At 51.2% G+C, this 22,991-nt stretch carries 17 protein-coding genes; 15 read left to right on the forward strand and 2 right to left on the reverse strand.

Features of this window, described 5'->3' with window-relative positions; genetic code table 11:
• Window positions 1-52 precede the first annotated feature (52 nt).
• Entirely contained in the window at window positions 53-460 is a 408-nt protein-coding gene (locus ACO064_RS29915) for a DUF4332 domain-containing protein (protein WP_421830836.1), read from the forward strand.
• 331 nt (window positions 461-791) lie between these two features.
• Here ACO064_RS29915 and ACO064_RS29920 read toward each other — a convergent pair whose 3' ends face one another.
• Window positions 792-1,502: a DUF2461 domain-containing protein gene (locus ACO064_RS29920; protein WP_421830837.1), complete on the reverse strand. Its 711-nt coding sequence runs from the start codon at window positions 1,500-1,502 to the stop codon at window positions 792-794.
• A gap of 154 nt (window positions 1,503-1,656) precedes the next feature.
• Here ACO064_RS29920 and trpS point away from each other — a divergent pair, with 154 nt between their 5' ends.
• The 4 genes from trpS (at window position 1,657) to ACO064_RS29940 (ending at window position 5,102) form a co-directional block, all read left to right on the forward strand.
• Window positions 1,657-2,631: a tryptophan--tRNA ligase gene (trpS, locus tag ACO064_RS29925; protein ID WP_421830838.1), complete on the forward strand. Its 975-nt coding sequence runs from the start codon at window positions 1,657-1,659 to the stop codon at window positions 2,629-2,631.
• A gap of 82 nt (window positions 2,632-2,713) precedes the next feature.
• Window positions 2,714-3,277, forward strand: coding sequence for a phosphatase PAP2 family protein (locus ACO064_RS29930; RefSeq protein WP_421830839.1), 564 nt, complete (start codon window positions 2,714-2,716; stop codon window positions 3,275-3,277).
• Window positions 3,278-3,483: 206 nt separating this feature from the next.
• Window positions 3,484-4,425, forward strand: coding sequence for a ribose-phosphate pyrophosphokinase (locus tag ACO064_RS29935; protein ID WP_421830840.1), 942 nt, complete (start codon window positions 3,484-3,486; stop codon window positions 4,423-4,425).
• A gap of 113 nt (window positions 4,426-4,538) precedes the next feature.
• On the forward strand, window positions 4,539-5,102 hold the full coding sequence (locus ACO064_RS29940; protein ID WP_421830841.1) for a 50S ribosomal protein L25/general stress protein Ctc: 564 nt from the start codon (window positions 4,539-4,541) through the stop codon (window positions 5,100-5,102).
• 266 nt (window positions 5,103-5,368) lie between these two features.
• Here the strand turns inward: ACO064_RS29940 and ACO064_RS29945 are convergent, their stop codons facing one another.
• Window positions 5,369-8,053, reverse strand: a complete 2,685-nt coding sequence (locus tag ACO064_RS29945; protein ID WP_421830842.1) for a sodium-translocating pyrophosphatase — start codon at window positions 8,051-8,053, stop codon at window positions 5,369-5,371.
• Between the two features lie 224 nt (window positions 8,054-8,277).
• Between ACO064_RS29945 and ACO064_RS29950 the strand changes: the two genes are divergently transcribed.
• The 10 genes from ACO064_RS29950 to trxA all read left to right on the forward strand — a co-directional run bounded on the left by ACO064_RS29950 (window position 8,278) and on the right by trxA (window position 22,922).
• Window positions 8,278-10,800: a PIG-L family deacetylase gene (locus ACO064_RS29950; RefSeq protein ID WP_421830843.1), complete on the forward strand. Its 2,523-nt coding sequence runs from the start codon at window positions 8,278-8,280 to the stop codon at window positions 10,798-10,800.
• 15 nt (window positions 10,801-10,815) lie between these two features.
• A complete protein-coding gene (locus tag ACO064_RS29955; protein ID WP_421830844.1) occupies window positions 10,816-14,601 on the forward strand; it encodes a hydantoinase B/oxoprolinase family protein in 3,786 nt (1,261 codons plus the stop codon).
• A 31-nt stretch (window positions 14,602-14,632) separates the two neighbouring features.
• The gene (locus ACO064_RS29960; RefSeq protein ID WP_421830845.1) at window positions 14,633-15,826 is read left to right on the forward strand and encodes an NRAMP family divalent metal transporter; all 1,194 of its coding nucleotides are present in this window, start codon (window positions 14,633-14,635) and stop codon (window positions 15,824-15,826) included.
• Between the two features lie 91 nt (window positions 15,827-15,917).
• Entirely contained in the window at window positions 15,918-16,721 is an 804-nt protein-coding gene (locus ACO064_RS29965; protein ID WP_421830846.1) for a hypothetical protein, read from the forward strand.
• 1 nt (window position 16,722) lies between these two features.
• Window positions 16,723-17,247: a hypothetical protein gene (locus ACO064_RS29970; protein WP_421830847.1), complete on the forward strand. Its 525-nt coding sequence runs from the start codon at window positions 16,723-16,725 to the stop codon at window positions 17,245-17,247.
• A 20-nt stretch (window positions 17,248-17,267) separates the two neighbouring features.
• A complete protein-coding gene (locus ACO064_RS29975; RefSeq protein WP_421830848.1) occupies window positions 17,268-17,996 on the forward strand; it encodes a hypothetical protein in 729 nt (242 codons plus the stop codon).
• 42 nt (window positions 17,997-18,038) lie between these two features.
• A complete protein-coding gene (locus tag ACO064_RS29980; protein ID WP_421830849.1) occupies window positions 18,039-18,350 on the forward strand; it encodes a DUF6922 domain-containing protein in 312 nt (103 codons plus the stop codon).
• Window positions 18,305-18,925, forward strand: a complete 621-nt coding sequence (locus ACO064_RS29985; RefSeq protein WP_421830850.1) for a nucleotidyl transferase AbiEii/AbiGii toxin family protein — start codon at window positions 18,305-18,307, stop codon at window positions 18,923-18,925. The genes ACO064_RS29980 and ACO064_RS29985 overlap by 46 nt, the downstream gene beginning before the upstream one ends.
• Before the next feature lie 29 nt (window positions 18,926-18,954).
• Window positions 18,955-22,527 carry a DNA polymerase III subunit alpha gene (dnaE, locus tag ACO064_RS29990; RefSeq protein WP_421830851.1) on the forward strand — a complete coding sequence of 1,191 codons (3,573 nt, stop codon included), beginning with the start codon at window positions 18,955-18,957 and terminating at the stop codon, window positions 22,525-22,527.
• Window positions 22,528-22,601: 74 nt separating this feature from the next.
• Complete coding sequence (gene trxA / locus ACO064_RS29995; protein WP_421830852.1) at window positions 22,602-22,922, forward strand: thioredoxin; 321 nt, start codon at window positions 22,602-22,604, stop codon at window positions 22,920-22,922.
• Window positions 22,923-22,991: the final 69 nt, after the last annotated feature.

Genomic DNA, 22,991 nt, shown 5'->3' on the forward strand with positions numbered 1-22,991 from the left:
CGAAAAGCGGTCTCAAGTAGGTAGTCATATTCCTAAATAATAAACGATTCCCATGAGTTTACCCGTTCAAGAATTAAAAGGCATTACCGCAGAACTGGCCGAAGCCTTAAAAGCACAGGGTTTGACCAACACCGACGCCCTGCTCGAAGCCTCCAAAACCGTACCTTTGCGGAAGAAACTGGCCGCTACTGTCGGCGTAGAAACCGCCGTGATTCTGGATCTGGCCAATCGGGCGGATTTGAATCGCATTGCGGGCATCGGTGGGGTTTACAGCGATTTGCTGGAAGAAGCTGGCGTCGACACGGTTAAAGAACTGGCCCACCGCTCACCGGAAAACCTCTTTGCCAAAATTACGGAAATCAACCAGGAACGGCAGCTAACGCAACGGCCTCCAACCCTGGAGAAAATTACCGATTTTATCAACCAGGCCAAAACCCTGCCCGCCGGGTTGGAGTATTAAATTAAATACTAAATGTAACGCGAACTGTGAGATTTATTAATTGATTATGAGCTGATTAAGTGCCATAGGCACGACATGTTTGTAGCAAAACGGATCACCCGGTTCCTCCGGCGTGCCCTTGGGTACGCAACAAGTGCATCAGATTGCGTACCCAAAGGCACGCCGGAGGAACCGGGTGATCCGTTTTGCTACAAACATCAGTCCGCTACGCGGCCAATAATCCCATAGTTCGCGTTAAATGTAGAATGAGGAACGCCAAATGTAAAAGTATCCGGGTGCTTCCCTCTTCACTTTTACATTTGGCGTTCGTCATTCTACATTTAGTATTCATTTATAACGTTATCGACTCGTCTTTTTCTTCGTAAAACAGGTAGTTCAGGTAATCGCAATACGGTTTGATCAAACGGGCACCTTTCACGACTTCGTCCACAAAATCCGGTTTTACCACCTCCTGATCCGAATACCGGTGGAGGAAAAACAGTTCTTTCCGGCGCAGTAAGCCAATTTCCGGATGGTCGGCCGAATAGCCTTTGGGTGACGTTTTCATCGTTTCGCCAAAAATTTCCGGAAAATACGCTTTGAACTTCGGCGCTTCGATGATGTCTTTCAACTCATCGACGTTATAGTCGATTTCCTGCCGAAATTTGGCAAGTTGGGCCGGTGTGGGCTGCCACATGCCCGCGCCCAGAAAGGTTTCGCCCCCGGGTTGCAGGTGAAAATAATAGTCGATCCGACCCGAATGCCGCCCGCCCGGCCCCACAGCAGCCGCCAGATTCTTCTTATACGGTGCCTTGTCTTTGGAAAACCGGATGTCGCGGTTGATGCGAAAAATACAATCTTTCACGGCGGTGTTGGGCAGCGGCTGAAACGTTTCGATGCCCTGTAGCAGCTTGCCCACAAAACCTTCAAACTCGGATTTTGCCGCATCGTAGCGGGCGCGGTTCGCCTGAAACCACTCCCGGTTGTTGTTCTGAACCAGATCGCGCAGAAAGTCAAGCGTTTGAACGGAGAGCTGAGAATTAGGTGCTTTTTTCGTCTTCATACAGTTCCAAAGCTAGCCAGAAATAGCGAAGTTTGCGAGGAAATTCAATTGTGAATGAGCGATTGAGTGGTTGAGTGAATACTCAGCTGAAAGCAAGCACCGGCGAAGCTAGTTACTCAATCACTCAACCGCTTATTCACTCAATAAAAAAAACATGTCTCGCATTCTCACGGGTATTCAAAGCAGCGGACGGCCGCATTTGGGTAATATTCTGGGGGCCATCAAACCCGCCATTAAACTATCGGAAGAACCCGGTAATGACTCCTTTCTGTTCATTGCCGACCTGCATTCCCTGACGACCATCAAAGACGGGGCTCTGCGTCGGGAATACATTCGGGCCGTCGCGTCGGCCTGGCTGGCGTTCGGACTCGATACGACTAAAAACACCTTCTGGCGGCAGTCGCACGTGCCGGAGCATACCGAACTGGCGTGGTATCTGAACTGCTTTACGCCGTTTCCGATGCTGTCGAATGCCCATTCGTTTAAGGATAAATCCGAGCGGCTGGCGGATGTCAACGCCGGTTTGTTTACGTATCCGTGTCTGATGGCGGCTGATATTCTGCTGTATGATGCCAACTTGGTTCCGGTTGGAAAAGACCAGAAACAGCACGTCGAAATGACGCGCGACATGGCCAGTGCGGTCAATCACCAGGTGGGTGAGGAGATTTTTGTCTTGCCCGAATCCCGCATCGATGAGCGGATTATGACCATTCCGGGCATCGACGGTCAGAAAATGAGCAAGTCGTACAACAACTACATCGACATTTTCGTACCGGCCAACGAGCTTTATAAGGTAATCAAAAAGATCATTTCGGATTCGACACCACTCGAAGAACCGAAAAATCCGGCTACCGATATTACTTTCCAGTTGTATGCCCTGCTGGCGGATGAGGCTCAGGTGGAAACCATGCGCCAGAATTACCTGAATGGCGGGTATGGCTACGGTCACGCCAAGAAGGAGCTGTACGAACTGATCATCAGCCAGTTTGCCGGGCCACGCGAGAAGTTCAATTTCTACATGGAAAACGAAGAAGCACTGGAACGCGAACTGCGCAACGGCGAAGAAAAAGCCCGTGCCGTTGCGTCGGTCACGATGGAAAGGGTTCGGCGGAAATTAGGCTTTAATTAATTGTGATTGAGTTATTGAGCGATTGAGTGAAAAATTCGACAAAACTCACTCAATCGGTCAATAACCCAATCGCTCAATAAATTTGGAAACCCTCAGGCAACTCGATACCGACCTCTTTCTCTGGCTGAACGGCTTGTACGCGCCGTGGCTGGATCCCGTTATGGTGGGGGCCACGATGCGGAATACGTGGATTCCGTTCTATGCGCTGCTGATTGGGTGGTTGATTTTTCAATATCGGAAACGGGCGTTCGGGCTGGTGCTGACGTTGGTGCTGGCCGTGGTGTTGAGCGATCAGATGGCGTCTACGGTCATGAAACCGCTGACACTCCGGTTGCGACCCTGCCACGAACCGGCTTTGCAAAAACTCATTCATCCGGTGCTGGAATGTGGCGGCACCTACGGTTTTGCGTCTTCCCATGCCGCCAACACCTTCGCCCTGGCGATGGCATTGTGGTTGCTGGTCGGCAAGCGGTTTGGCTGGGTCAGGTGGGTATTTGTGTGGGCGGCTGTCGTTTCCTACAGCCGGATTTACGTCGGGGCGCATTATCCGCTGGATGTTTTGGCGGGTGCCGGGATTGGCGTGGTCATGGCAGTAGGTTGTGTAAGTCTATACCGAAAGCTCACGGTTTTGCCCCCAACCCCCTGAATACCGGGCGGCCGCTGCCGGGCTCAGGCATCCGGATTTTTAAAGTCCCCTTCAGGGGGTGGGGGCAAAGTAGATTTATATTATTCAATATAATATTGCAATAATCTTATAATCAATCTTCTACAAGAAAACTTTAAGGTTCTCTTCCCAAGAGTCAAATACTATTTGTATTTTTGCGGACATTTTCGGCACTGATACAGCACTGAATGGCATCCCTCAACACGGTTAAGATTTTTTCAGGTAGTCAATCGACGTATCTGGCAGAGAAAATTGCCCACCAATACGGCAAGGATCTGGGCGGTTACACCCTTCGTAAATTCAGCGACGGCGAATTATCGCCGAGCTACGAGGAGTCGGTTCGTGGTTGTGACGTTTTTCTGATTCATTCGACAAACCCACCCGCCGACAACCTGATGGAGTTGTTGCTGATGGTCGACGCAGCCCGTCGGGCCTCGGCTCACTACGTAACGGTTGTCATTCCGTACTTCGGTTATGCCCGGCAGGATCGGAAAGACAAACCGCGGGTGGCTATTGCCGCCAAACTGGTGGCCAACATGCTGGCGGCTGCCGGAGCGGATCGCCTGATGACGATCGACCTGCACGCCGGTCAGATTCAGGGATTCTTTGATTTTCCGGTCGATCACCTGGAAGGAACGTCAGTTTTCGTCCCTTACATCCGGAGCCTGAATCTGGATAACCTGCTGATTGCCTCGCCGGACGTTGGTGGGGCCGCCCGCGCCCGGACATTTGCGAAGCATTTCAATGCCGACATCGTGCTGTGCGATAAACACCGCAAACGGGCCAACGAAATTGCGTCGATGCAGGTCATCGGGGATGTGGAAGGTGCCAACGTCGTTTTGGTCGATGACCTGATCGATACGGGTGGAACCCTGTGCAAAGCGGCTGAAATTATCCTGGAAAAAGGCGCAAAATCCGTCCGGGCAATCTGTACGCACCCCGTGATGTCGGGTAGAGCGCACGACAACATTACGAATTCGGTGCTGGAAGAACTGGTGGTGTCCGACACCATGCCGTTGCGCCAGTTGAGTCCAAAAGTGAAAGTGCTGACGGTGGCGGATTTATTTGCCAAAGCCATCGGCCGCATTCGCGATCATGAATCTATTAGTTCATTGTTTATAAATTCTTAATAGAGAGGAAAGAGGATAGACAAGAGAGAACAGACAAAAAGCTACGCGCTTGGTGCCATTCTCTACGGTTTAAAATCTTTTATCTCTTGTCTCACATCTAACATCTTATTATAATGAAACAACACGAGATTGTAGGGTATAACAGAGCGAATCTCGGTAAGACAGAGTCGAAGGCTCTTCGTATCGAAGGAAATGTACCCTGTGTATTGTACGGAGGTAAAACGCAGGTCCATTTCTATTCGCCGGCTATCCTGTTCCGCACTTTGCTGACCACGCCAGACGCTTACGAAGTGACTCTGAACATTGAAGGTGACGAGTACAAGGCTATTTTGCAGGACGCGCAGTTCCATCCGGTGAACGACCAGATTCTGCACGCGGATTTCCTGGAAATCGTTGAAGGAAAAGATATTAAAGTTGAAGTGCCGATTCGGTTTAGTGGTACCTCACCCGGTGTACAGCAGGGGGGGAAACTGATTCAGAAAATGCGTAAACTGAAATTGAGCGGGCCTTACACGAAGATTCCCGATTACGTTGAGGTGAACATCTCAAATCTGGAACTGGGCAAAACGGTGAAAGTAAGCGCCATCCAACTGGAAGGCGTCGAAATTCTGGATAGCACCGCTCTCCCGATTGCTACGATTGAAATTCCGCGTTCTATGCGGGGAAAAACCGCTTAACACCGGTTTTAGTGCTAATAGATTAGAAACAGAAAATCCGCCCAATTGGGCGGATTTTCTGTTTCTAATCTATTAGACAAGAGAGGTAAGACAAGAGATGAAAGACTTTTGTTTGATAATTTTGTTCGATTTTCGCCCCTAAATCCCCTAAAGGGGACTTGGACGCAGCAACATCCAGATGCTAAAAGTCCCCTTTAGGGGATTTAGGGGCAGAAAGCGAAAGTCCTGGTCTTTCATCTCATGTCTTACCTCTCTTATTTAGAAAATCACTTCTTCGTCACCCGAATCGAGATCCGGCGGTTCTGGGCGCGGCCTTCTTCGGTGTCGTTCGATGCCACCGGATGTTCCTGTCCATAGCCTTCCGCATCCAGCCGACTTTTGTCGACGTCCAGATTGGCCAATTCGCTTTGAACGGATTTGGCCCGGTCGCCCGAGAGTTTCAGGTTGGAATCCGCATTGCCGGTATTATCCGTATAGCCGCCCAATTTAATGGCGACGCCGGGATAGGCTTTCAGGATTTCGGAGATGTTTTTCAACTGCTCCTGCGACTCGGGTTTGAGCGTGGCGCTGCCGGTTTCGAATGTCAGCCGGTCGAAGTCAAACCAGGTTTCCTTATCGACCGCTTTCTCATCATCCTCGATGAAAACCAGCAGTTTGTTTTCAACGCCCCATTCCGGTAGAGAGAGTTCAGTGCCGTTTGTCAATTTAACCGGTTGAAACGCACCCAGATTGGGCGTGCTAACGGTTTCGTTGTCAGCACCGGTAGATTTTTCCAGATCGACGCCTTCCATGCCGCCCACCGCAACCTGACCTTCCTGCACAAATTCCGTGGTTTCAGTCGACTGCACGGCGATGTACGGTGCAATAACCAGCGACACGATCGACATCAGCTTGATCAGAATGTTCATCGAAGGGCCGGAGGTGTCTTTGAATGGATCACCCACGGTATCACCCGTTACCGAGGCTTTGTGCGGTTCTGACTTTTTGTAATAAATCTGCCCATTGATTTCAACGCCTTTCTCGAAGGATTTCTTCGCATTGTCCCAGGCCCCACCGGCATTGCTCTGGAAAATTCCCATCAAAACACCGGAAACCGTAACCCCCGCCAGAAAACCGCCCAATACTTCAGGGCCAAAAATAAAACCGACGATGACCGGTGAAATCAAGGCGATAGCGCCCGGCAGAATCATTTCGCGAATCGACGCCTGGGTTGAAATGGCGACGCATTTTTCGTATTCCGGTTTGCCGGTTCCTTCCAGAATACCCGGAATTTCGCGGAACTGACGACGAACTTCCTCCACCATTTTCATGGCAGCCCGACCCACGGCAGCAATCGCCAGCGACGAGAAGATGAACGGAATCATCCCACCAACGAACAGGCCGGACAACACATCGGCTTTGTAAATGTCGATGCCGGTAATGCCCGAAACGCCCACGAAAGCGGCCAGCAGGGCCAGCGACGTCAGGGCGGCAGAGGCAATGGCGAACCCTTTTCCGGTAGCGGCCGTCGTATTTCCAACGGCATCCAGAATGTCGGTGCGACCCCGAACTTCTTCGGGCAGTTCGCTCATTTCGGCAATCCCACCGGCATTATCGGCAATCGGACCAAAGGCGTCGATGGCCAATTGCATGGCGGTTGTCGCCATCATCCCGGCGGCTGAAATCGCCACCCCGTACAGACCGGCAAATTTGTAGGAAATGAAAATACCGGCAGCCAGGGTCAGAATCGGCAAAACCGTCGATTCCATCCCTACTGACAAACCGCCGATGATGTTGGTCGCGTGACCGGTCGACGACTGGCGAACGATGGTCATCACCGGACGGCGACCCATGGCGGTGTAATATTCAGTAATAATCGACATCAACGCCCCGACCACCAAACCGGTGACAATGGCGTAAAACACATCGAGCCGCGTGAACTCAACGCCCCGGATTTCCAGAATGCCGGACGGCAGAACCGCGTTCACCAGAAAATAGGATGCAATGACGGTCAGGATGATGGAAGCCCAGTTGCCCATGTTCAGAGCCGCCTGCACGTTGCCGTTGTCGTCTTTGACCCGCACAAAATAGGTGGCAATAATGGAGAAGATCAGCCCCATGCCGGCAATTAGCATCGGCAACACGATGGGCGCGTGACCAAAAATGTTGCTCACATCCGGAATCCGGATTTCGCGACCCAGCACCATCGTGGCCAAAATGGTGGCCACGTACGAACCGAACAAATCAGCACCCATCCCGGCAACGTCCCCGACGTTGTCACCCACGTTATCGGCAATGGTCGCCGGGTTGCGTGGGTCATCTTCCGGAATACCGGCTTCTACTTTCCCCACCAAATCAGCACCCACATCAGCCGCTTTGGTGTAAATACCGCCCCCAACGCGCGCAAACAAGGCAATGGACTCGGCACCCAGCGAGAAACCGGCCAGCACTTCCAGGGTTTTTTCCATGGGAATTCCGTTCACATCGCCGGTGGCACCCACGTAAATGGAATAAAAAATGATGAATAAAACGCTCAGCCCGATCACGGCGAGACTGGCAACGCCGATGCCCATCACCGAGCCGCCGGTGAACGAAACCGCCAGCGCGCGGGTCAGGCTGGTCCGGGCGGCCTGCGCCGTGCGAACGTTCGCTTTGGTGGCGATTTTCATGCCGATGTACCCGGCAAAGGCCGAGGTGAAGGCCCCGATGGCAAAGGCAATCCCGATGGGCCAGTCGGAGTTTTCAACCAGGGTTCCGGCGAAACTGAGCAGGAGGGCGACAAAAACACCGAAGATTATGAGGACCCGCCACTCGGCTTTTAGAAAGGCAATGGCACCGTCGGCGATGTAGGATGCGATCTCCTGCATCCGCTCGTTACCAGCATCTTGGCGCGAAACCCACATAAATTTGGTGTACATCACCACCAGGCCAATGAGACCCAGTATGGGAACAAGGTAAATACTCGAATTCATGCTGAAAGATTAATAGGGTTTAATTTTTGCAAAGTCGCAAATATAATTGGATTGACAGCAATTGAAAATCGGGAAACTGGTTTTGATAGATTTTTTAGAGAAAAACTGTACTTATTTTTAGGGATCAAAAAAAACGGGCTTTTAATTCAAAATGGGCCGAAGCCGGTAGTAATTCGTTCGTTTGCCCTGACTATTTTTGTTATTCATGTGACTGTTTCTTGCTGATGATCAACCGACCTTATTTTCGATTTTGGTGCTATACTGCGTTCGTACTCACCGCGTTCGTTCAATCTTCGTTTGCGCAAAACAAACCAGCCGCGGCCGGAACCATCTTGCAGGGACTCAAAAAACTCAATGTGGTGGGTTCGGTGCTCTATGTAGCGGCCCACCCGGACGACGAAAATACGCAGTTGCTGACGTATCTGGCCAATGAGCGACTGCTCCGAACCGGCTACCTTTCCATGACGCGGGGTGACGGTGGGCAGAACCTGATCGGACCCGAGCAGGGCGAATACATTGGCGTGATTCGGACGCAGGAATTGCTGGCAGCCCGGCGCATCGATGGCCCGGATCAGTTTTTCAGCCGGGCCAACGATTTCGGATTTTCCAAATCGACGGATGAAGCGGTTCGGATGTGGGGGCAGGAGCAGGCTCTGGCCGATGTGGTTTGGATGATTCGGAAATACCGCCCGGATGTGATCATCACCCGGTTTCCGCCCGACAGCCGCGCCGGTCACGGTCACCACAGCGCGTCGGGATATCTGGCCGAGGAAGCTTTCAAGATTGCCAACGATCCGACCAAATATCCCGAGCAGTTGAAGTGGGTGAAACCGTGGCAGCCCAAACGGATTTTCTGGAATGTGTTTATTCCGGGGGCGTTTATGAGCAATAAAAAACCGGACGAACCGGGCGTGATTTCGGTAGAAACCGGTCTCTATAATCCGTTGTTGGGAAAATCGTACGGCGAAATTGCCGCCGAAAGCCGGAGTCAGCACAAAAGCCAGGGCTTTGGCGTTCCGGCCAACCGGGGCGTTAAAATTGATTACCTGGCCCTGAAAGGCGGAGAACCGGCCCCGAATGATCCCTTCGACGGTGTCGATCTGAGCTGGAAACGGGTTGCGGGGAGTGAAGCGGTGCAACAGTTGATCAATCAGGCGATTGCCAATTTCAAACCCGAAAAACCGGTGGCTTCGGTGCCGGTTCTGGTGCAGACGTATAAAGCACTCAGTCGGCTCGATACCGCTAATATCTACGTCAAAACCAAACGCCAGGAAATCGAGACGCTGATTCAGCAGTGTATCGGACTCTGGTTTGAGACCAACCCCGGCAACTACGCGGCCGCGCCCGGAGAAGCCATTCGGGTGACGAGCAGCGTGGTGAACCGCACCGACTACCCGGTCAAACTAATCGGCATGCAAATGCCCGCGATCCATAAAGATACCGTCACAAACCTGATTTTGAAGCCGAATGATGTGGCTGCGTTTACCACGATAGTGAACATTCCGGCCAACCAGCCAATCTCGCAACCTTACTGGCTTGAAAAACCGGTGGTGAAAGGCTTGTTTCAGGTGAGCAACCAGGCGCTGATCGGTTACCCCGAAAATCCGCCCGCTTTCACGACGCTTTACACCTTCGACATTGATGGCCAGACGTTTACCTTTAGCCGTCCGTGGAGCTACAAATCGACCGATCCGGTGGATGGCGAAATCTACCGCCCGTTTATCATCCAGCCTGCCGTTATGGCGAACCTAGCCGAACGGGTTTACGTATTTGCCGACAATACGCCCAAAACCGTCGATGTAATCTTGAAATCCGGCCGGGCGAACGTTTCCGGGACCTTGAAGCTCGAAGTTCCGGCGGGCTGGCGGATTGAACCGGCGCAACTGCCGTTCGAGTTGAAAGAAAAAGCGCAGGAAGTGCGGGTATCGTTCCGGGTGTTTCCGTCGGCGGCCTACAGCGAGGGCAAACTGCGGGCGGTAGTCAGCACTGAATCGCCGGAAAAAACCGGGTACGCCAGCAGTCTGCGGGTGGTGGCCTACAAACACATTCCCACCCAAACGTTGTTTCCGGACGCTGAAGCCAAACTGGTGAAACTGGACGTCAAGGTAAAAAGTAAAAACATTGGGTACATCGCGGGAGCGGGGGACGAAGTTCCGGCAGCCTTGCAGCAGATCGGTTGTCTGGTTACTCCGCTGGGCCCCCGTGAATTGAACGCCGATCTGGCGCGGTTCGATGCCATTGTTGTGGGCGTCCGGGCCTACAACACCGAAGAATGGCTGCGGTATTACCAGCCGAAGCTGATGGATTACGTCAAAAATGGCGGTACGATGATCGTTCAGTACGTAACACCGGGCGGCTCCTTCATTCAGAATGGCCTGAAAGTGAATCAGATCGGGCCGTATCCCTTCACCGTAGGCCGGGATCGGGTGACGGAAGAGGATGCGAAAATGACGTTTTTAAAACCGCAGCATCCCTTACTCAATACGCCCAATAAGATAACGGATCAGGATTTTAGCGGCTGGGTGCAAGAGCGTGGCATCTATTTTGCGCAGGAGTGGGACAAAGTGTACGAACCGATTTTTTCGGCGCACGACACCAATGAAGCCGCCAAGGACGGGAGCTTAATTTACTGCAAATATGGAAAAGGCCACTTTATGTACACCGGTCTGGTGTTTTTCCGGGAATTACCGGCTGGCGTTCCGGGGGCTTACCGCTTATTCGCCAACATGATTTCGGTGGGGAAGTAATTCAGGAATAACAGAATGTGGCAAATCTGGATTGATACCGGGGGAACCTTCACGGATGGCATGGCCACTGATCCGGACGGAGACATACACCGTACCAAAGTACTCAGCAGCAGTTGTCTTCGAGGTATAATCACGTCCGATAATGGGCTTCATCTGGATGCACATTGGCTGCGGGCTCCCATTTTTAACGGCTATCGGTTGCGAATTCTGGAGACCGGTGCAGAAGCAACGGTTTTGAGTCTGAATTTGTCAGGTAATATCTTGTTGAATAAGGATATAGATCTTCTAAGTGAAGTAACAGTTGAGTTGTTTACAGGTGAAGAAGCACCGGTTTTAGCCACCCGATTACTAACCTTAACACCGTTAGATAAACCGTTTCCATCGCTGGAAATGCGTCTGGGAACGACCAGAGGTACCAATGCATTGCTGGAGCGAAAAGGTGGCCGTGTAGGGCTGATCGTTACCAAAGGATTCAAAGATCTGCTCAAAATCGGGACGCAGCAACGACCGGATCTTTTCCAGTTGAACATTCCCCCGGCGGAACTTGTCTACGATACCGTATTTGAGCTGGATGAGCGGATGGATGCCGATGGGCAACCGGTTAAGCCCCTGGCAGAAGATTCGATGATACAACTCTTGGAACATCTTCAATTGACCAAACCGGAGGTCGTCGCCGTTTCTCTAATGAACGCCTACAGCAACCCGGCACACGAGCAGCAGATGGGAGCCGCCTTGCGCGAAGCTGGTTTTCTGGTGACGCTTTCCAGTGAATTATCCTCCGCCATTCAGTATTTGCCCCGCACGCAAACGACGGTGGTCGATGCGTATCTGACCCCGGTCTTACGTTCGTATTTGTCCAATTTGACCCGGCAACTGGGCGGGAATCCCGTTCGGGTGATGACCAGCGGAGGAGGGCTGGTGAAAGCCGACCTGTTTCAACCCAAAGACAGTTTGCTGAGTGGCCCCGCCGGTGGAGTAATTGGCGCCGGGCACGTTGCCAAAAGCCTGGATGGGTTTTCGATTAATCGCACGCTGACACTCGATGTCGGCGGCACCAGCACAGACGTTGCCCGGTTCGATGGCCGGGTCGACTACCAGTTTACGACCAAAGTAGGCCCGTTTGCGCTGCAATCCCCTTCGCTGGCCGTGGAAACCGTGGCAGCCGGTGGCGGTTCGGTTTGCTGGTTCGACGAAACCGGATCGACGTTCGGACAATTGCGGGTGGGGCCACAAAGTGCGGGCGCATCACCGGGTCCGGCATGTTACGGAGCGGGTGGACCGCTGACCATTACTGATGTCAATCTGTTGCTGGGCCGCGTGCATCCGGCCTTGTTTGGCATTCCGGTTCAGGTCGAAAAGGCACGGGCGGCTTTGCAACGGGTTCGGAAACAGGTGGAGCAGAAAACCGGTAAAGCGGTTGACGAAGAAAGCCTCTTGCTCGGATTTGAACGGATTGCCAACGAGACGATGGCCGGGGCGATTCGGAAAATCTCCGTGGCCCGCGGGTTTGATCCGAGAGACTATGCCTTGCTGGTTTTTGGTGGTGCCGGGGGCTTGCACGGTTGTGCCGTAGCCCAATTGCTGGGCATTCAAACGCTGATTCTACCGTTTGACGGCGGTTTGCTGAGTGCGTATGGAATCGGTCAGGCCCGGATTGAGCGGATGGCTGTCCAGCAAATTCTGCAATCACTTGAAAAAGCCGCGCCCGAATTGGCCAGAATGGTCAATGACTTGATCAACGAAGCAACAGCGGCTTTGCGTCAGGATGTTGGTGAACAAACGGCTGTCGAGGTGAATAACGTTCTGTTTTTCATGCGGTTGCAGGGGCAGGAAAGTACGATCGAAGTTCCGTATGTTGAACTTATGGATCGAAAAATTGGGTCGGTTTTGGAACTGGAAAAAGAACTCGAAGATCGTTTCCGGTACCGGTATCAGCAGCTTTACGGTCATTTTCCGGCCAACCGGGTAATTGAGCTGGAAAGCATTCGGGTCCTTGTCAGTGAACAACGCCAACGGTCGACCGCCAACCCAATTACAGCGCCTGACGTACGGGCAACACCGGCTTTTTCCGTTGGGTCGGTTCCTGTTTATGAGTGGATAACGCTACCGGAAGGTGCGATTTTCAAAGGCCCGGCCTTGTTATTAAATACCACGTCCTCCGGTTTTCTGGAAGAGGGCTGGGAAGTTACCATCGGTCCGAATCGAAATGCCGTCGCCCGGTATACGGGTGAGGTAAAAACCGCCGATGCACCCTTGCTGGAAGCGGCTCAAACCGAATTGTTTGCCCGCCGGTTTACGGCCATTGCCGAAGAAATGGGCGCTCAGTTGCAACGGACGGCTTTTTCGGTGAACGTGAAAGAACGGCTGGATTTTTCCTGTGCCTTGCTGAACGAAAAGGCCGAATTGCTGGTCAATGCGCCCCACATTCCGGTACATCTCGGAAGTCTGGGAATTTGTACGCGTCTGGTCTTAAACAAGTTGTCACTGGGTCCGGGCGATGTGGTGATTACGAACCATCCGAAATACGGCGGTTCGCATTTACCCGATGTGACCTTGATTGCGGGTGTTTTTACCGGGAAAAATGAATTAATTGGCTACGTCGTCAACCGCGCCCATCACGCCGAAATTGGCGGGAAAGTGCCCGGTTCAATGCCGCCCGATGCCATACGGTTGATCGAAGAAGGCGTGGTGCTGGAACCGCAATACCTGGTTAAAAACGGCATTTTTTTGTGGGAGGACATCCGGAAACGGTTTACGGAAGCCACTTTCCCGACCCGCTCGCTGGCCGAAAACCGGGCCGACATCGAAGCCGCATTGGCGTCTCTGCGGGCGGGCGAAACCGCTTTGCAGGCCCTGGTTCATCAGCACGGTTTAGAAAGGGTTCACAGCTATATGCACCGCCTTCAGCAGGCGGCTGCCCATTCGTTGAAACCGGTTTTGGAGCATTTTGCCGGACAAACCTTTTCGGCGCAGGAGTCGCTGGACGATGGCCACCGGATTTGTATCAACATTACCGTTGAAAAGGAATCAATTCTCTTTGATTTTACCGGTACGTCGCCCGTGCATCCCCATAATCTGAATGCAAACCTGTCCATTTTATACAGTGCGGTTTTGTACGTTCTGCGGTTGTGGTGTGGGCAGGACATACCGCTCAATGAAGGGCTGATGGCCCCGGTTTCGCTTCGGTTGCCCGAGTGTTTCCTCAATCCAGCCTTTTCGGATGACCCGACAGCCTGTCCGGCCGTGGTGGGCGGCAACACCGAAGTCAGCCAGCGGCTGGTGGATACTTTGCTGAAAGCCCTGGGGTTAGCTGCCTGTAGTCAGGGAACCATGAATAATTTCCTGTTCGGTAATTCGGCGTTTGGCTATTACGAAACCATCGGCGGGGGCGCGGGTGCCGGACCCGGTTTTGCGGGTCGCCCGGCGGTTCATCAACACATGACCAACACCAAACTCACCGATCCGGAGGAATTGGAACGGCGGTATCCGGTGCGCCTGCATCGGTTTGAAATTCGGGCCGGTTCGGGAGGAGCGGGGGCGTGGCCGGGTGGTGATGGCATTGTCCGGGAAATCGAATTTCTGGAACCGGTTCAGGCTACCCTGCTCAGTCAGCACCGGGTGGAGGCCCCCTACGGATTGCAGGGCGGAAAACCGGGTCAGGTTGGAAAACAAACGTTAATTGAAGCCGATGGGAAAGAAACCGCTTTGCCTGGAATATTTACCCGACCGATGTTGCCGGGTGAACGGATTCGGATTGAAACGCCGGGTGGTGGCGGCTTTGGAAATCTGAAATCCGATTAACTTCACTCTTCACTCTTAACTCAGCTTTTCTGTGCCAAAGTCACTCTCGTTTCGTTCCGGTCTCGGAAGTGTGTTGTTCTGGTCGGTCATTTCAGCGGCTTTCATTGGGCCCGGAACAGTCACGACCTGTGCCATGGCGGGTTCACGCTTCGGGCTGGATTTACTCTGGGCGCTTACCTTTTCGACCATCGGCACGATTGTTTTGCAGGAAGCGGCTGCCCGGATCACCATCGCTTCCGGGTTAAGTCTGGGGCAGGTGGTGGCCCGGTCGTATGGAGCCGGGGGCCGCTGGATTGCAGGAGCGCTGCTGTTTTCCATCGTGTTGGGGTGTGCCGCCTATCAGGCCGGAAACATTCTGGGAGCTGTAGCAGGATTGTCGATGATCGTTCCGGTTTCACCGATTTGGTTGACCGCTGGAATCGTGCTGATCTGCATTTTTCTGCTCTGGCAGGGCTCCACACGCTTGATTGCTAATTTTTTGGGCGTGGTTGTTTTCATCATGGGCATTGCGTTCGCCTACGTGGCAACCCGGAGTGACGTGTCAGCCGGTATGTTTGTGAAAGCTTTGGTGGTGCCGATTGCTTCCGCCGATTCGTTTGTGCTGGTCATTGGCCTGATCGGTACGACCATTGTTCCGTATAATCTGTTTCTGGCATCGGGGCTTGGAAAGGGGCAGTCGCTGGCGGAAATGCGCTGGGGAATCGGTCTGGCGGTTTTGATTGGCGGACTCATTTCCATGGCGATTCTGGTGACCGGAACCCTGGTAACCGGCGAGTTTTCATTCCAGAATGTCGCCGACACCCTGGCCAACCGGGTTGGTGGCTGGAGCCGAAGTCTCTTTGCATTTGGCTTGTTTGCTGCCGGTTTTACGTCGGCCCTGACGGCCCCGATGGCCGCAGCGGTGACGTCCCAGAGTTTGTTGGGCTGGGCCGGTTCTTCCTGGCGGTATCGGCTGGTGTGGCTGGGCGTCATGGGCGTGGGGCTGACGTTCGGGCTGATGAATGCGCGCCCCGTTCCGGTTATCATTGTGGTTCAAGCCATTAACGGGGTCTTATTGCCGGTTGTGACGCTATTTCTGTTTCGGGCGGTGAACGACAAAAAACTCATTCCGGAAGCCTACCGGAATTCAGGACTGCAAAATCTGGCGATGCTGGTGGTGGTGGCCGTCTCCTTACTTTTCGGTGGCTGGAACGTGTGGCTGGCGGTTCAGAACTGGCTGAAATAACAGATTAAACCCGTTCCCGTTCGTTCATCACAAAACCTTTTGATTTTGGTTCAAGAGAAGTGTATCTTCGATTAATCAAATAAATGATGGTATGAAAACGGGGAAAACTATACAGGCTTTGTCGATTTCAATGGCGTTGCTGGCCGGATTAAGCGGCTGTGCGACAAAAGTATACCAGCTCAAACCGGTTTCCGGCGATGTGGCCCTGATCGACGGTCGGCCTACGACCAAGGCAGAGCGGGACGGCATTGTGGTCGTGGCTTCCTACGAGCGGCTGGATTTGCAGTATGTAGCGCTGGATATTGAGGTGAAGAACAAGACGGATCGCCCGTTCGAGGTGAATCCGGCCAAATTTGAATACACGGCCCTGGATGAAGAGCAGCACACGGTTTTTCGGACGGCCAGTTCGCCCCAGAAACCACTCATGTTTTCGGCGGCTGATCCCATACACGAAGCGGATCGCACGGTTTACAACCAGGAGCGGGAGGTGAAACGGCTGAAAACCGCGAAAGTCATTAATACGGTTTTGCTGGTGGCGGCCGTGGCCAGTGATGTCGCCAGTTCGTCGTCGCGCAACAACCAGCGGCCCGAACGCTGGGTTCAGAACCGGATTAATCACAACAACATCTACTCCGCCATTCAGGCCAAACGCATCATCGACCACGGCATGTTTGCCGACCGGATGCAACGCTACGATTACGAATCCTATCGCTGGAAGGAATTGGCACTCAAACCCACGACCTTGCAACCCGGCGAATCCGTTCGTGGGCTAGTGTATTTACCGATGAGCCGCGGTGCTAAAAATATGTTGATCAACTATCCTGTGTCTGATTATGAATCGGTTATGATTACGTTTCAGCAGGAATGGGTGAAAGCGGAAAAGCGGAGGAGGTAATATGCAGAAACGGTATCCCAACCAGCTTTCCTACGGAGCGTATAATCTCGTCGTTGCTTTATCCGAAACCGAAGTGGCCAAGGTTTTTCGGGGGGATACGCGTTCGGATATTGGATCGGAAACCGAAAAGCTGAAGATTGCCAATCAGATCAATGGATTGGTCGCCCGGTTTATCCGACTGGATTACGACGAAGAGAACGAGTGGGACATGTTGGTGATGGAACGGCTCTATCCCCAGGATTTCCGGAGCATTGAAATTTCCAAACGGGAATTGCTGCTGGATGCTTTTGAGGATGAACTCAAAGAACTGCACAAGGCCGGTTTTGTCCACCGGGACATTCGGCGACCTTCCGATCAGAGCGGAGAGAAATACGATAATATCATGCTGACTGATAAAGGGTTACGGCTGATTGATGTCGGAATTTCGGCTTTGAAGACTCAGGTAGGGGAGAAGCTGTTCGGAAAATATCTGGAAGGTGAATTGGGTGAATTGGATGCGTTTAAAGCGTATTTCTTGAGTCGATAACTACATGATGGAAAAATAGTATGAATGATTACTTTTTAAACCAAACCCTTCGCAAACTTTATTTAGATCGTCTCCCCAAGATTAATTCAATCATTCATGCTAATATAGGCGGTAATGATTTAACAAAGGTTTCGGGGCCATTCATGATGCATGTTTATCCTGAATACATCCAAGCAAGCAAGAAGATACTTTTTGTGGGAATGGAGACCCACACATGGGAGCCAATTAAATTTGATGAAGATATTGAAGACACTTACAAACGATTGACAGAACGTTATTTTAAATTTATAAGTGGAGAAGAATACCCTAATTCTCCTTTTTGGTGGTTTATAAGAAAACTAAGCTATGAATATGGTATTCAGAATTATGCTAAATCTGTTCTTTGGACAAACCTTTCAAAGATTGATGTTCAAGGTAAGCGACCAACAGGAGTTTTATATGATAATTCAATGCAAACATTCATGAGTTTATTAACAGATGAAATTTCTGTTGTGAAACCAGATATTGTAGTTATGATGACTACTGATCCAAATTACGTGTGGCATATTAATGAGCAGTATGGATTGAAATTTGAAACGAATTACCGCGAAGAAAAAATTGCAAATCGCTTATTTATAATTAAATCTCCAATGTTGCCTTCCAATACTTATCAAATATGCCACCCTAATCGACTGCGATTCATGAATGGAGGTTTTTCAAAAAATGCAGATGAGATCATACAAGCCATTACTAATGAAGTTCTAAAATAAAGAGGATCTATAATATTGCCAATAGCCAAGAACGCTAAATTGATGAAGCCAGAAATCGGTAAAAACCGCCCAGATATCTCGCCAACCGCTTTCTGGGATGTCGATTTTGAGCACCTTGACTTCGAAATCAAATCCCGGTTTGTGATTGAGAAAGTATTGAATTATGGCCTCTGGGCGGATATTACCGCTTTGTTCCACTATTACGGTTTTGAACGGGTTAAAGCCGAAGTGCTCGAAATTGCTTACCTAAAAAAGAAAACGCTTTCGTTTTGTTGCGTTATCTTTGATCTGAAGCCCGAGCAATTTCGATGTTATACACGGCAACAGTCCAGCCCGGTACCCTGGAATTACTGAAAAACTTACTGCAATTTCCGTTGCTTCAACCATTTGCGTTGGCTGGTGGGACGAATTTGTCTTTACGACTTGGTCATCGAATTTCAGTCGATTTAGATTTGTTTACAAATCAGGCCTTTTCCGAGCAGGAAATTTTTGAAGAAATCTTGCTGCACTTTGCCCCGGTTATTAAATTGGACGAAGCCCGAAACACATTGAGCTTATTGATAAAAGGCGTCAAAGTTGATCTGCTGGCCCACCAATACCCCCTTGTTGAGCCGTTTTTTCAAGAAGAGACCATCCGTTTTTGGTCAATTGAAGATGTCATTGCGATGAAGCTGGGAGCCGTCAGCAGTCGGGGAGCTAAAAAAGATTTTTGGGATCTTGCGGAACTAATGAATCATTTTTCATTAAACCAAATGCTTGACTTCTTTGTACTGAAGTACCCTAATAGCGATATTGGGTATGTCATACGCTCTTTAACGTATTTTGAAGATGCTGATCCACAAGAAGATCCCGTCAGTTTGAAAGCAGTTTCGTGGGAGCAGGTCAAACACCGCATTAGTAGCTCGGTCAAGTCTTACATCCGCTTTTAACAAAAAGCAGTCGTTAAAATATCATTAGCATGCAATTCTCACACCTCCATTGCCACACCCAATACTCGCTGCTCGACGGGCAGGCTGAGATCAAGAAACTGATTAAAAAGGCCAAATCCGACAATATGCCCGCCGTCGCCATCACCGACCACGGCAACATGTTCGGCGTGTTTGAGTTTGTGGCCGAAGCCGCCAAGCAGGGCATCAAGCCGATCGTAGGCTGTGAGTTTTACGTGGTGGAAGACCATACCAAAAAGCAGTTTACCAAGGAACAGAAGGATATTCGCTACCACCAGTTGCTGCTGGCGAAGAATCCGCAGGGCTATAAAAACCTGATTAAACTGTGCTCATTGGGCTACATGGAAGGCTTGTATGGCAAGTACCCCCGAATTACGAAAGAACTCATCGATCAGTACAAGGAAGGGTTGATTGCGTCGACCTGCTGCATCGGAGCGTCGGTGCCGAAAACCATTTTGAAGAAGGGTGAAGAAGCGGGCGAGAAGGAGTTTCAGTGGTGGCTCGACCGGTTTGGGGAAGATTATTACGTGGAATTGCAACGCCACGAGATTCCCGATCAGATCAAGGTCAACGAAGTGCTGGTCAAGTTCGCCCGGAAATACAACGTCAAAATCATTGCCTCCAACGACTCGCATTATGTCGACCGGGAAGACTGGGTGGCGCACGATATCCTGCTGTGTGTCAACACCAACGAAAAGCTGAGTACACCTTCCGAAAAAGAATTTAACGATGAGGAAGGTTCTAAAAAAGGAACCCGCTTTGCGTTTTTCAGCGACCAGTTTTACTTCAAAAATACCCAGGAAATGTCGACGCTGTTCCGCGATTTGCCGGAAGCGATCGATAACACCAACGAGATTGTCGACAAGGTCGAAACGCTGAAACTGAAGCGCGACATTCTGCTGCCCAACTTCGTGATTCCCGACGGTTTTGCATCCCAGGACGATTATCTCGAATTTTTGACCTTCGAAGGGGCCAAACAACGGTACCGGGTGTTGACGCCCGAAGCCGATGAGCGGTTGCGGTTTGAACTGGGGGTGATCCGGCAAATGGGTTTTGCAGGCTACTTTCTGATCGTGTCGGATTTTATTCAGGCCGGACGCGATCTGGGCGTGATGGTGGGACCGGGCCGGGGCTCGGCGGCAGGTTCGGCGGTGGCCTATTGTATCGGAATTACGAACATCGACCCGATCAAGTACAACCTGCTTTTCGAGCGGTTTTTGAATCCCGACCGGAAGTCCATGCCCGATATTGACACTGACTTTGACGACGAAGGTCGCCAGAAGGTGATCGATTATGTGGTGAAAAAATACGGCAAACAACAGGTGGCACAAATCGTGACGTACGGCACGATGGCTGCTAAATCGGCCATTAAAGACGTGGCCCGCGTGATGGAATTGCCGCTGCCTGAATCGAACGCGCTGGCGAAACTGGTGCCCGACAAGCCGACCTACAACATGACCCTCAAGAAGATTTTTGAGGACTCGATCGACACGCTGGGGATGATGATTCAGCCCGAGGAAGTGGAGAACGTGAAAAAGATGCGGGCCATCGAAGCGGGCAACGATTTGCAGGCGAAGGTTTTGAAACAGGCCCGGAAACTAGAGGGTAACATCCGGAATACCGGGATTCATGCCGCCGGGATCATCATTGCGCCGGAGGATTTGTCGAACATCGTACCGGTTTCGACGTCCAAAGAATCGGACCTGATCATTACCCAGTATGAAGGGAAAGTAATTGAGGATGCGGGCGTTATCAAGATGGACTTTCTGGGTCTGCGAAACCTCACGATCATCAAGGAAAGCCTGCGGCTGATCAAACAAAACCACGGCGGTTTGTTTGTCAACGGCGTCGAAACCGACATTGACGACATTCCGCTCGACGACGAGGAAACGTACAAAACCTTCCAGCGCGGTGAAACGAACGCGATTTTCCAGTTCGAATCCGACGGGATGAAGAAATACATGAAAGACCTCAAACCAGACCGTTTTGAGGACTTGATCGCCATGAACGCCCTCTACCGCCCCGGTCCGATTGCCTACATTCCGAACTTTATCAACCGGAAACACGGGCGGGAAGAAGTCAAGTATGACTTGCCCGAAATGGAAGAATATCTGGCGGATACGTATGGCATTACGGTTTATCAGGAGCAATTGATGCTGCTGTCGCAGAAACTAGGCAACTTTACGAAGGGGGATGCCGACGTGTTGCGGAAGGCGATGGGAAAGAAAGACCGCGCAACGCTCGACAAAATGAAGGGGAAGTTTATGGATGGCTGTGCGGCTAACAAGCTGGCCATCAAGACCTGCGAGAAAGTCTGGACCGACTGGGAAGCCTTTGCCTCATACGCCTTCAACAAATCCCACTCGACCTGTTACGCTTTTGTTGCCTACCAAACCGCGTATTTAAAAACGCATTACAAGTCGGAATATATGGCGGCCGTTTTGACCAGCTCGCTGGGCAACATCGAAAAAATTACCTTCTTTATGGAGGAATGCAAAGCCATCGGCATACCGGTTTTGGGGCCGGACATCAACGAATCGGAGCGGTTTTTCGGGGTGAATCAGAAAGGAGAAATCCGGTTTGGACTGGGGGCCATCAAAGGCACCGGCGACGCAGCGGTAGATTCCATTATTGAAGAGCGCAAAAAAGGCGGGCCGTTTAAAGATGTCTATGATTTCGTGATTCGGATCAACCTGCGAACGGTCAATAAAAAGACACTGGAAAGTCTGGCCTACGCGGGAGCCTTTGATAATCAGGAGGAATTCCACCGGGCGCAGTATTTTACCCCCGCTGAAGGAGAAACCGCGACGTATATTGAAAAACTAACGCGATACGCCAATAACTACCACGCCGAGAAGTCGGCGGCCCAGCAGTCGCTGTTTGGCGGAATTGGCGGAGAACCCAACATTGCCCGGCCCAAACCGCCCATTGTGGAGCCTTGGAGCGAAATTGAACGGCTGAAATACGAAAAGGATGTGGTCGGTTTTTATATCTCCGGTCACCCGCTGGATGAATTTCGGATTGAATTGGAAAGTTTCTGTACCTGTACACTCGATAAACTGTTCGATGAAGCGAATCAGGGACGGGAAATTACGGTGGGCGGCATTGTGACCACCAAGCAGCTGCGGCAGTCGAAAAACGGAAACCCGTTTGTGATTTTCAAACTGGAGGACTACAACGGAACGGTGGAAATGAGCTTGTTCGGTGAGGATTTTGTTCGGATGGGAAATTACATCGAAGAAGGCTTGTTTCTCCATGTGAAAGGAAAACTGCAAAACCGCTGGAATTCCGACGCCTTCGAATTCCGCCCGAATTTCATTCAGTTGCTAACCGAAGTTCGGACAAAATACAGCAAAGAACTCTGCGTTCAACTGGATTTGAAGCTGATTAACAACGAGTTTGTAACTAAAATTGCCGATATAATAAAGACCTATCCCGGTTCCTGCAATCTGGTGCTGCGGGTAACGGACGATGAAGACCGGGTTGACGTCAGCATGTTGTCGAGGCCGTTTAAAATCTCGCCGGTCAATGAATTACTGAAAGAATTGGACGCGATCGATGGAGTGGGCTATCGTTTGAATTAGTGTTGAACTTTTTTCCAATTCAAAACATTGTACGTACAGATGAGTTAAAGTAGACAAAAAATCGAGATACAATCATGGCAAAAGCGATTGAAATAACCGACGCCAACTTCGCAGAAGTAATCAATTCTGATATACCGGTACTAGTGGATTTTTGGGCTGAATGGTGTGGCCCCTGTAAGATGATCGGACCCGTTGTGGAACAACTGGCTGGCGAATACGAAGGCAAAGCCATCGTGGCCAAAATGGATGTGGACATGAACGCCCAGGTTCCGGCTCAATTCGGTATCCGCAGCATTCCGACTTTGATGGTGTTTAAAAACGGAAAAATGGTGGACAAGGTCATTGGTGCCGTTGCCAAATCCGTTCTGGAACAGAAATTAGTAGCCCAATTGTAAACATTGCGTGCTATTTTATCATAGATCGCCAAAGCCCGACAGCCGTGTCGGGCTTTTTTGTTTGCATTT

It is taken from the genome of Larkinella sp. (assembly GCF_965227735.1).
GTDB lineage: Bacteria > Bacteroidota > Bacteroidia > Cytophagales > Spirosomataceae > Larkinella.